Source organism: Streptomyces sp. BR123 (assembly GCF_013401435.1).
GTDB lineage: Bacteria > Actinomycetota > Actinomycetes > Streptomycetales > Streptomycetaceae > Streptomyces.
On record NZ_JACBGN010000244.1, the window covers coordinates 1 to 10,798 of the forward strand.

Genomic DNA, 10,798 nt, shown 5'->3' on the forward strand with positions numbered 1-10,798 from the left:
CCGCGGGGCCGCTGCTCGCCGCGGGCGCCGTCTACGGTTGGGCCCACTGGTGCTTCACCGGCGCCTCCGCGCCGTCCGCCGGCATCGCCCTGGCGGGCGGAGGCACCCTGATCGCCCTGCTCTGCGCGGTGTACTGGACGGCCGTCGCAGGCACCCGCGGGTTCTTCGGGGCCGTCGCGCTGGCCCTGGCGCTCCTGGCGGCCGTGGCCGCCGCCGACCGGGTGGCAGCGCGCAGCGAGGTCGCCCTCTGCGTCGTCCGCGCCGTCGAGAGCACCGTCCAGCAGTCCTACGGCGAGGGCGCCCCCGGGCCGAAGACCGTCCACCGCCACACGCTGGACTGCCCCGGCGGATACCCGTCCGAGCTCAAGGACGACCGGCGCGCCGCCCCCGTGGGCAGTGAGGTCCGCGTCGCCCACGATCCGCGGCGGCGCGTGGCACCGGAGGCCGAGGGCCGCACCTCGCCGTGGGGATCCGCCCTGAGCACCGCGGTGCTCCTCGCGGTCGCGACGGTGATCGCCGCGAGCCGGCAGCCCCGGGGGGACCGGGACGCCTGAGCGTCCGCCCGCCGGAGGCGGTTTGCCCCGCGGGTGCCGGGGCAGGCGCGGGCCGTGGTTGGTTCCGCCGCTTTGGAGTGCCGTCATGAACTCGCATCCCGCTCCGCCGGACCCGGGCCAGGACCCGGACGTCCCGGAGGTCCCGCCCCGGCCGCCGGGCTCCCCGCCCTCGTCCGACCCGCCGAAGTCCCCCGACCTGCCGCCTTCCGACGCGCCGCCGGAAGAGCCCGGTCCACCCGCGGGCCCGTCGGAGCCCGCCCGGGAACCGCGGCCGCAGGAACCGCCCGACTGACCTTCCCTCACCCGTATCCCCTCCCGCCCCCATCGGGCAGGATGCGGGCATGCGCACGAGGGGAGCCAGATGACCAGCCCGAACCTCCCGAACGACCACGACCTGAACGACCCGAGCGCCGTCACCGACCGGGCGCCGGGCCGGCCCGACTATCCCGTTCGGACCGGGCGGCTCGCCCTGCGCCCCGTACGGGCCGGGGACCTCGACGCGATCCACGCCCACCGGTCCCTTCCCGAGGTCGCGCGGTACCTCCCGCACGAGCCGCACACGCGCGAGGCCACGCAGCGGGCCCTGGAACGGATGCTGGCCGGCGAGGCGCTCGCGGAGCCCGGCGACCGGCTCGGCCTCGCCGTCGAGACCGGGACCGGGCGGGTCGTCGGCGAGGTCCTGCTCAAGCGGGACGGGCGGGCTCCGCTGACCGGCGAGGTCGGCTTCGCCTTCCATCCCGACGTGCACGGCACCGGGATCCCCACGGAGGCCGTCACGGCCGCCCTCGGCCTGGCCTTCGACACCTTCGGATGGCACCGCGTCTTCGGCGTGTGCGCGGTGCAGAACACGGCCTCGGCGGCCCTGATGCGCCGCGTCGGCATGCGCCACGAGGCCGTCGCACGCGACGACGTCCACCGGAAGGGGGCCTGGCAGAGCACCTCGCAGTTCGCGGTCCTCGCCGCCGAATGGCGCGGGGGCAGGCCGCAGTCGGCCGACGAGAAGGCCGTAGACGCACTCGTCGCGGCGTTCTACGCGGCGTTCACCCGCGTCGGGGGAGGCCCCGTGGCCCTGGACGCCGCCCGCGCGGTGCTCGCACCCGATGCGGTGATCGAGCGGGTGGCCGAGGACGGCACCGTCGACCGCATGGACGTGGACGCCTTCCTCGCGCCCCGCGAGGCACTGCTCAACGGGCCTGGGCTGACCGACTTCACCGAGGCCGAGGTCGCCGCCACGACCCTGGTGGCGGACGGGCGCGCGACCCGCTCGGGGCAGTACTTCAAGTGGGGCGTGCGGGACGGTGTCCCCTTCTCCGCCTGGGGCCGCAAGACCTTCCGCTTCGGCACCGCCTCCGGGACCTGGCTCATCGACTCCTTCACCTGGACCGACGAACCCGAGACCGACACCGCCGCCTGATCCGCCGGGCCACCGGAGTCCCCGCACGCCCGTTGCGGGGACCCGGCGGCAGCCGTTCGACCCGGTCCGTTACTGCTTGTTCTTGGCCAGGTCTTCCTGGAAGGCCTTCGCGCACGTGGGGCCGTTGTCCGTGGCGACGAACTGGACCACCAGCAGTGCCCCGGCCTTGCCCGCGTGGCTCGCCTTCACGGTCCAGCCGCTCTTGTCCAGTGACTTGATGACCGATCCCTGCTGGTCGAAGGTCCGGGACTCCTTCCACCCGCCCTTGGCCAGGGCGGCGACCGTGTCGTCGTAGGACTTCTTCGAGTCGGTGGCCTTCTTGGCGTCCGCGACCCATGACACCATGCAGGACTTGAGGTTCGCAGGGACGTCGTCCCCCGGCTTCTCCGCGTAGCCGGCCCCCGTGGCCGCGGCGTCGATTTCCTTCTTCACCGCCGCGGCATCCAGAGCCCCGCCCGAATCCTTGCCCGCCGCCGGCGAGGAAGCCGGAGCCGAGGAACCGGACGTGGGCGCGTCGGCGCCCTTGCCCTGGTCCGTACCGCCCTTGCTGCCACAGCCCGCGACCAACAGCACCACACCGGCAGCCGCGGCCGCCCACTTCGCCTTGCGCACTACTCTCCCAAGATCCGCATGTCGAACACACGCGGGCCCGACGCCCCCGTGATCAAGGACGGAGTCTGCCACGTCCCCCCGACAACAAGCGGACGGCACGCGGCCGCGTCGGACAACTCACCGTCCGCAGCCGGAACTTCACCACCGGTACGGCCGCCTCACTCCACCACGAGATCGGCGCGGGACCGCCCCGGCGCGATCAGGCGGGCGTTCGCCTCGTCGGAGCAGGCGACCCACTCGCGCGCGTACGGCCGCGCCCTGCCGTGGCGCACATGCCGGTCGACCAGCCGCCGCACCCGCAGCCCGTCGTCCGGGGCCAGGAACCACGCCTCGTCCAGGAGCGGACGCACCGCCGCCCACGGACCCGCCTCGTACAGCAGGTAGTTCCCCTCGGTGATCACCAGCGGCACGCCCGGCCCGACCGGGACGCTCCCGGCCACCGGCTCCTCCAGCGCACGGTCGAAAGAGGGCGCGTGGGCCCGCCCTTCCACTTCTGCCGTGTCCATCCGCTCATCCTCCTCGAACCGCGCACGGTGATCGAAGCGACCGAGGACCTGACCGTGCGCACCCGGTCGGTCAGGAGCCGGAGCCCGGCGCGCGCGATCAGCGACGCGGCACGGGCCGGGTTCTGGACCATGCCGGAGTACGAGGCCCGGTGGTACGGGAGCGGCGTGCGGCATGCTCGTCGGGAGCACGCCGCTTCGCGGCCGCACGTGAACGTGCGGCCGCGGCACGACCCACGACCGGACGTGAACGCCGCGCGGAACCTGTCGGCCGCCGTTCAGACGGCTTCCGGCTCGGCCGTCGGCGCCGGGACCAGCCGGCGCCGCAGGAACGCCACCGTCCGCTCGCGGACGGCCAGGGCGGGGTGTCCGGGCGCCTCGCGCACCTCGCGGGTCAGCACCGAGTGGGCGCTCCTGCCGAAGCCGCCGGTGTTGCCGGGCCGGGAGTCGAGCTCGATGTACTCGAAGGCGTCACCGAGCCGGCGGCGCAGGGTCTCGAAGCGCTGCCCGGGAACCAGCGGGTCTGCGGTGAACCGCATGCCGAGGACGCACAGCCCGTCGTCCCGCATGCGCCGGGTGACGTCACCCAGCTCCTCCTCCGACAGGCCCGGGTCCGCGCGGTGAGCCGCGGTGACCGGGAGGGGCAGCGAGGGCTGGCCCATCACGGCGGCGAGCACCGCGTCGTCCACGGCCACCGCCAGGGCGAACCCGCCCGTGAAGCACAGCCCGATGACCCCGACGCCCGTCCCCGGCGTCCGCGCGTCGAGGCTGCGGGCCAGCGCCCGCAGCCATTCGGTCACGGGCCGCCGGGCGTTGGTGGCGAAGGCGAGGAACTCCCGGGAGACACAGGCCCGTGCGACGGCCGCGAACGATCCGGCGGATACGGACGGCGTGCCCGGGCTGCCGAACAGCGACGGCATGACGACCGTGAACCCGCTGTCGACCAAGTGCTGTGCGAGGCCCAGCACTTCCGGCGTGATCCCGGGCAGTTCCGGCATCAGGACGACGCCGGGTCCCTCGCCCCGCTCGAAGCAGTCGTGGGTGATGCCGCGCCAGGAGAACTGCTCCCGGCGCCATCCGTCCAGGGTGGATACGGGCGCGGCGGCTGCGCTCATCGTGACCTCTCAGGGGAAGGCGTGCGGTGGGGGTTGCGTGCCGTCGGCAGTATCCCCGCTCCGGCCGTCGCCGCCACCTCGCGCCGGGCGTCGGGACGGCATCGGCGATCGTCCGCAGCCGCGTCTCCACGGCCGCTTCGGACCGCTTCCGGTCCGTACCCGGCAGCGCCCGTCCGAAGCGTCCGGCCGGCGTCGCCGCCCGCCCGTCGGCGAGGGCCGGCCGCACCGACCGGTTCGGGGCGAGGTTCCCAGGCCGGCCGCCGGTCCAGGCGCTGCAAGGGCGGCCCCGCAGCCGCCCCGGCTCCCACGAGCGAGCGCCACACCACCGGCACCGGTCGGCGGTGGCGCACCCAGGTGCCGGCGAGCCCGGCCAGGGGCAGTGCGGGGCCGGTCCCTGGAGCCCCCGGCGGCCCCGAGGGGCCGGAAACCCCCGGACGCCTCCGTCGGCGCGGCGGTCGGCGCGCCGGTACCGGGGCCGGGTGGGCCCGAGCGGCGCGAATTCGCCCGTACGGGCGCCCGGCGCCCGCCCGCCCGCATCCCGAGGCATGTGGCGGGACGGACCGGGTAGGGGCCGAATGGACCGGGGACGTCGGGGGCCGAATTCCGCAGGAGGCTTGCCATGGTGTCGACAGCGGCCGGAAGCCAGGAGCGAGCGCACGGCGACGGCTCCGGCAACCAGTTCGCGGTCGAGGTCAGGCCGATGTCCGGCGCAGTCGTCCTCCTGCTGTCCGGAGAACTCGACCACGACACGGCCGAGCCGCTGCGCGCGGCACTGGACGCCGCACTCGCGGCCGGCGGCCCGGTACGGCTGATCGTCGACTGCGGGGGACTGTCCTTCTGCGACTCCACCGGCCTGAACATGCTGCTGCGGGCCAGGCTCGCGGCCGAGGCGGCCGGAGGCAGCGTGGAGCTGGCCTCGCTCGGCCGGCAGGTGGCGCGGATGCTGCGTCTCACCGGCGCGGACGGGGTCTTCGCCATCCACCCGGACCTCTCCGCGGCCCTGCCGTCCGGCGGCGAGGGCCGGGGTGGCGACGGCCGCGGCAGCGGCCCCAGCGCCCCCGGCAACCCCGGCGACCGCGCAGAGCCCGCAGGGGCCTCACAGCCCGAGCCGTGAGCCGCAGGACCCGTACCCCTCCCGCCGGTCAGGAGACGTGCACGACCACCAGGCAGGTGTCGTCGTCCGTGTCCCCGCTGACCGACCCCAGCAGCCGGTCCGCCAGCTCCTCCACGCCGCCCGCGCCGAGCCGCTCCGCCGCCTCCAGCAGGGCGGCCAGGCTCTCGTCCAGCCCGGTGTGTCGCCGTTCCACCAGCCCGTCCGTGTACAGCATCAGCGTGTCACCGGCCCGCAGACCGCTGGTGGTCTCCTCGTACGCGGCCCCCGGCAGCGCCCCCAGCAGCACGTTCGGCGGGCCCTCCAGGAAGCGGGCCCGTCCGCCGCGCAGGAGCAGCGGCGGCGGGTGCCCGGCACCGGCCCAGCACAGCGAGCGGTCCGAGGGGTCGAACAGGGCGCACACCGCGGTCGCGGTCGGCTGGTGCGGCGTACCCGAGGCGACCTCGTTGAGCCAGCCCATCAGCGTCCCCGGGGTGCCGCCGGTGAACGCCAGCCCGTGCAGGGCCCCGCGCAGCGTGACCATCGCCGTCGCCGCGCCGATGCCGTGCCCCGCGATGTCCCCGACGGTGACGAGCACCTGTCCGCCGGGCAGCTGGAACACGTCGTACCAGTCGCCGCCGACCCGGTACTCCACGACGGCGGGCCGGTAGCGGGCCGCGACCTCCAGCCCGGCCGCGGCCTGCAGGCCCGAGGTCTCGGGGACGATGGTCTGCTGGAGCCGGAGCACCACCTGGTTGCGGACGAGCGCGTCGGCCTGGGCCGCGGAGAGCCGGTCGAAAGTGGCGCTGAGCGCGAGCTCGGTGTGGTGCTGGGCGGAGACGTCCTGGTAGACCCCGGTGACACCGACCAGGGCCGCGCCCGCGAGGACGGGTTCGGCGGAGATCCGGACGTGCCGCACGCCGCCGTCCGGGCGGTACACCCGTACCAGCGCCTGGCCGCCGGTGTGCCGGTCGGCGAGCGAGGCCAGCAGCTCGTCCAGGCTGCCCGTGTCGTCCTGGTGCAGCCGGGTGCCGAGTTCCCGGAGCGGCACGGGCGGCTCGTCCGGACCGAGTCCGAAGATCGGGTACACCGACGGGCTCCACCGGGATCCGCCCACGGCGTCGTCCTCGAAGGCGGCCAGCCGCTCCAGCCGCTCCAGGGCACGCGCGATCAGCGGGCCGAGCCGGACCCCCGCACGCCACAGCACGGCCGCGCGCCCGCCGCCCAGCGGCAGCACCCGGACCTCGGCCATGGCCGGCCCGGTGGTCGCTGACAGGTCGGAGACGCCCTCCGGGGGCGCGGGCAGGGCGGCTGCGTACTGCGGGGCGCCGGCCGCGCAGGCCTGGGCGACCAGGCCGACCAGCTCCTGGTGGAGGCCGGGATACAGCTGGGCGACGGGCCGCCCGGCCGCACCGGGCGGGAGCTCCCGCTCGCGCAGGGCGGCCGGGTTGAGGTGGTCGACGGTGTGCGGGGCCCTGACGCCCCCGGGGGACCGGTCGTCGGCGGCGGCGAGCCTGACCACGATCGCGGGATGGTCGAGCTGCGCCAGTACGGCCGCCAGCTGCGCCGGCGTCACGTCCGCGGCGTCGCCGACCTGGTCCAGGACCAGACCGGACGGCTGGCACAGGGCCTCCACGGACGCCCGTACCTCCGCGTCGAGGACGGCCGGGGCGGGCCAGACGACCAGCGCCAGCCCCACCACCCTGCCCCCGTGCTCCAGCGGCAGCACCGCCCGCGCCGCGTCGGCCCGCGGGCCGGGCAGTGGCCCCGCCCCGCCCGGCCCCTCGGGGAACCACAGGGCGCGTCCGCCCGCCAGCGCCCGGTGCAGCGGGCCGTCGGTCTCGGGCGGGACCCACCGCCAGTGCGAGGCCTCCTGGGGATCGGCCCCGGCCCGGCCCGAGAGCTCCAGGCAGTCGGTCGGGGTCCGCCGCCACAGGTAGAGGGCCTCCACGCCCAGGCGGTGCAGACCGTCCTCCATCAGGCTCTCCGCGGCCTCGGAGGCGGTGTCGGCAGTGAGCGCCGCGGCGATGCCGCGCCGGGTCCGCCGGGCCTGTACCGCCGGAGGTGCGCCGGGGTCCGCGATGCCGGCGGCGGCTGCTCGCGCGGCACCGGCGGCCACCTCCTCCGGGGCGGAGCCGCCCGGCGGCGTTCCGGAGGCCGCGTTGACGATGTCCGCCGCCAGGTCGACGACGTTCAGCGAGGAGGACGAGGCCATGCGCAGCAGGTGGTCGCCCGCCTCGGCCGGGGCCAGGCCGAGCTGCGCGGCCAGTACCCCCGAGGCCAGGTCGAGCAGGCGTCGCCGGGCCCGGTCCGCGCGCAGGGCGGCGAGCTCGGCCGTGAGCTCCGCGACGGCCGAGGCCAGTTCGCTCTCGGGTACGCCCATCCCCGCTCCCGATCAGGACCCGGCCGTGCCCAGCCAGGTGCGCACGGTGGTGAGCAGCAGGTCCGGGTCCACCGGCTTGGTCAGGTAGTCGGAGGCGCCGGCGGCCATGGCCTCCGACCGGTCGTCGGGCATGGCTTTGGCCGTGACCACGACGACGGGTACGTGTGCGTGCCCGGCCATGCCGCGGATGGCGCGGGTGGCCGCGTACCCGTCGAGGCCGGCCATCATCAGGTCCATGATCACGAGGTCCACTTCGGGGTGGTCGGCGAGCAGCCGGATGCCGTCCGTGCCGTTGTCGGCCGTGAGCACCTGCAGTCCGGCGGACTTCAGGGTCTCGGTGAGGGCGTAGACGTTGCGGTGGTCGTCGTCGACGACGAGGACGGTCCGGTCCCTCAGGTCCTCCGGCCCGTACCCGCCGCCGGTCGGGGCCGCGCGCGCTCCCGCATCGCTCCTGTCGGCCTCGGCCCTCGGCTTCTCCGCCCGGCCGCCTGCGCGTTCCGGCAGGTAGAGCGTGAAGCAGCTGCCCTCGCCGACCTGGCTCTCGACGGTGATGGTCCCGCCGAGGAGGCGGGCCACCTCGCGGCTGATGGAAAGGCCGAGCCCGGTGCCGCCGTACGCGCGGGCGGTGCCGCTGTGGCCCTGCTGGAACGCCCCGAAGACGGACTCCAGCCGGTCGGCGGGGATGCCGATGCCGGTGTCGGAGACGCGGAACGCCAGCACGGTGCCGGCGCCGCCGATCTCGGCGGGGGTCTCCGCCTCGGTGGCCGGCTCGACGCGGAGCGAGACGCTGCCCTCCTCGGTGAACTTCAGGGCGTTCGCGAGCAGGTTGCGCAGCACCTGGCGCAGTCGGCTCTCGTCGGTGACCAGCCCGGCCCCGGCCCGCGGCGCCGCGCTGACGCCGAACTCCAGGCCCCGCTCGTCGGCGACGGGCCGGAAGGTGGCGTCGGCGTAGTCCAGGACGCGCTGGATGGAGACGGGTTCGCGGTGCACGTCCATACGGCCCGCCTCGACCTTCGACAGGTCCAGGATGTCGTTGATGAGCTGCAGCAGGTCCGAGCCGGCGGAGTGGATGACGGTCGCGTAGTCCACCTGCTTGTCGGTCAGGTTGCCCTCGCCGTTCTGGGCGAGCAGCTGGGCGAGGATGAGCAGGCTGTTGAGCGGGGTGCGCAGCTCGTGGCTCATGTTGGCCAGGAACTCCGACTTGTACAGGGAGGCCTGGGCCAGCTGCCGGGCCCGCTCCTCCAGCTCCTGGCGGGCCTGCTCGATCTGCAGGTTCTTCCGCTCGATGTCCCGGTTCCGGTCGGCCAGCAGGGCCGCCTTCTCCTTCAGCTCCGCGTTGCTGTCCTGCAGTTCCCGCTGGCGGGCTTGCAACTCCTGGGATCGGGCACTGAGTTCGGCGGTCAGCTGCTGCGACCGCCCCAGCAGCTCGTCGGTCCGGGCGTTGGCGACGAGGGCGCCGACGATGGCCCCGAGCAGCTCCGTGAACTGGTCCAGGAAATCGCGGTGCAGGGGCGCGAACGGCTGGACGGCGGCGAGTTCCAGCGCGCCGAGGACCTGCCCCTCCACCACGATGGGCAGCACGATCAGCGTGGACGGGTCAGCGGACCCGGTACCGCTGGCGATCCGTGCGTACCCGGGGGGCAGGTCCTCCACGACGAGGGTGCGGCCATCGGCGGCGGCCTGGCCCACCAGGGACCGGCCGACGCGCACCCGCCGCACACCGTCCGCCGGGTCGTCCGGCAGCCCGTACGAGGCGATGGCGACGAGCTCGGGCCCGTCGGGCCCTTCCTGGGTGAGGAAGAAGCAGCCGTACTGGGCGCGCACCAGCGGGGGCACCTCGCGCATGACCAGCTCGGCCACCGTGGGCAGGCTGCGCCGCCCCTGGATGCCGCCGGAGACCCGGGCGAGGTTGGTCTTCAGCCAGTCCTTCTCCTCGTTGGCGCGGGTGGTGGCGCGCAGCGACTCGACCATGGCGTTGATGTTGTCCTTCAGCTCCCCGACCTCACCGGGGGCGTCGACGGCCACCGTCCGGGTCAGGTCCCCGTGGGCCACGGCGCTGGTGACCTCGGCGATCGCACGGACCTGGCGGGTCAGGTTGCCCGCCAGCTCGTTGACGTTCTCGGTGAGCCGCCGCCAGGTGCCGGAGACGTCCGCGACCTCGGCCTGCCCGCCGAGCCGTCCCTCGCTGCCCACCTCCCGGGCCACGCGGGTGACCTCGGCGGCGAACGAGCCGAGCTGGTCGACCATGGTGTTGATGGTCGTCTTCAGCGCGAGGATCTCCCCGCGGGCGTCCACGTCGATCTTGCGGGTGAGGTCGCCGCGGGCGACGGCCGTGGTGACCTGGGCGATGTTGCGGACCTGGTTGGTCAGGTTGTCCGCCATCGAGTTCACGTTCTCCGTGAGGTCCTTCCAGGTGCCGGAGACGCCGTGCACGGTGGCCTGGCCGCCCAGCTTGCCGTCCGTGCCCACCTCGCGGGCGACCCGGGTGACCTCCTCGGCGAACGCGGACAGCCGCTCGACCATGGTGTTGATGGTCTTCATCAGCTCCAGGATCTCCCCGCGGGCGTCGACCGGGATCTTCTGCGTCAGGTCGCCGCGGGCGACGGCCGTGGCCACCTGGGAGATGTTGCGGACCTGCGAGGTCAGGTTGTCGGCCATGCTGTTCACGCCGGCGGTCAGTTCCCGCCACACACCGCCGACGGGAGGCACCCGGGCCTGGCCGCCGAGCAGCCCCTGGCGGCCGACCTCCTCGGCGACCCGGGTGACCTCGGTGGTCACGAGGGAGAGCTGCGCCACCATCCCGTTGTAGACGACCGCGATCTTGCCGGGCAGGCCGCCCACGTCCTCGGGCAGGCGCGTGTCGAGGTTGCCGTCGCGTACGGCGGTCAGCCCCGCGAGCAGTTGTTCGAGTGTCCGGTCGGTCTCGTCCATGTGTACACCCATGCCGTGCCGTCGATTCCACTGTTGCACGCGCCCCGGCAACCGGTCTCCTCCGGTCTCCTTCCGCTCCCGCCCCGCTCCGGCCGGTGGACGGCCGCTCAGGCGCCGGGCCGGGAGGCCGCCCCGGCGGAGGCGTCCGCCGGGGCGGGGGCGAGGCGGAGGACGAAGCCGCTGTGCGGGCGGGTGG

7 protein-coding genes and 1 pseudogene are annotated in these 10,798 nt (G+C 75.0%); 3 read left to right on the top strand and 5 right to left on the bottom strand.

The features are described 5' to 3' along the window. Both HYE82_RS28065 and HYE82_RS28070 read left to right on the top strand, forming a co-directional pair. Positions 1 to 554 (top strand): hypothetical protein (locus HYE82_RS28065; protein ID WP_179176966.1); only part of this gene is annotated, 554 nt, incomplete at its 5' end. A 361-nt stretch (positions 555 to 915) separates the two neighbouring features. Further along, a complete protein-coding gene (locus HYE82_RS28070; protein WP_179176967.1) occupies positions 916 to 1,968 on the top strand; it encodes a GNAT family N-acetyltransferase in 1,053 nt (350 codons plus the stop codon). Positions 1,969 to 2,037: 69 nt separating this feature from the next. Here the strand turns inward: HYE82_RS28070 and HYE82_RS28075 are convergent, their stop codons facing one another. The 3 genes and pseudogenes from HYE82_RS28075 to HYE82_RS28085 form a co-directional block, all read right to left on the bottom strand. Next, positions 2,038 to 2,580 (bottom strand): hypothetical protein, encoded by a 543-nt coding sequence (locus HYE82_RS28075; RefSeq protein WP_179176968.1) that lies wholly within the window; start codon positions 2,578 to 2,580, stop codon positions 2,038 to 2,040. A 158-nt stretch (positions 2,581 to 2,738) separates the two neighbouring features. After that, positions 2,739 to 3,056 (bottom strand): annotated as a pseudogene (locus tag HYE82_RS28080) (nucleoside/nucleotide kinase family protein); the annotation flags it as partial. Between the two features lie 305 nt (positions 3,057 to 3,361). Continuing rightward, on the bottom strand, positions 3,362 to 4,198 hold the full coding sequence (locus HYE82_RS28085; RefSeq protein ID WP_179176969.1) for a dienelactone hydrolase family protein: 837 nt from the start codon (positions 4,196 to 4,198) through the stop codon (positions 3,362 to 3,364). 619 nt (positions 4,199 to 4,817) lie between these two features. Between HYE82_RS28085 and HYE82_RS28090 the strand changes: the two genes are divergently transcribed. After that, positions 4,818 to 5,312, top strand: coding sequence for an STAS domain-containing protein (locus HYE82_RS28090; protein ID WP_179176970.1), 495 nt, complete (start codon positions 4,818 to 4,820; stop codon positions 5,310 to 5,312). A gap of 28 nt (positions 5,313 to 5,340) precedes the next feature. On the opposite strand, the gene HYE82_RS28095 is transcribed toward HYE82_RS28090, so the two are convergent. Both HYE82_RS28095 and HYE82_RS28100 read right to left on the bottom strand, forming a co-directional pair. After that, positions 5,341 to 7,671, bottom strand: a complete 2,331-nt coding sequence (locus tag HYE82_RS28095) for a PP2C family protein-serine/threonine phosphatase (protein ID WP_179176971.1) — start codon at positions 7,669 to 7,671, stop codon at positions 5,341 to 5,343. A 12-nt stretch (positions 7,672 to 7,683) separates the two neighbouring features. After that, on the bottom strand, positions 7,684 to 10,602 hold the full coding sequence (locus HYE82_RS28100) for a HAMP domain-containing protein (protein WP_306439644.1): 2,919 nt from the start codon (positions 10,600 to 10,602) through the stop codon (positions 7,684 to 7,686). Positions 10,603 to 10,798: the final 196 nt, after the last annotated feature.

Coding starts and splice junctions, on each gene's coding strand:
- HYE82_RS28090 (WP_179176970.1), top strand. CDS start 4,818: ATGGTGTCGACAGCGGCCGGAAGCCAGGAGCGAGCGCACGGCGACGGC.
- HYE82_RS28100 (WP_306439644.1), bottom strand. CDS start 10,602: ATGGACGAGACCGACCGGACACTCGAACAACTGCTCGCGGGGCTGACC.
- HYE82_RS28085 (WP_179176969.1), bottom strand. CDS start 4,198: ATGAGCGCAGCCGCCGCGCCCGTATCCACCCTGGACGGATGGCGCCGG.
- HYE82_RS28070 (WP_179176967.1), top strand. CDS start 916: ATGACCAGCCCGAACCTCCCGAACGACCACGACCTGAACGACCCGAGC.
- HYE82_RS28095 (WP_179176971.1), bottom strand. CDS start 7,671: ATGGGCGTACCCGAGAGCGAACTGGCCTCGGCCGTCGCGGAGCTCACG.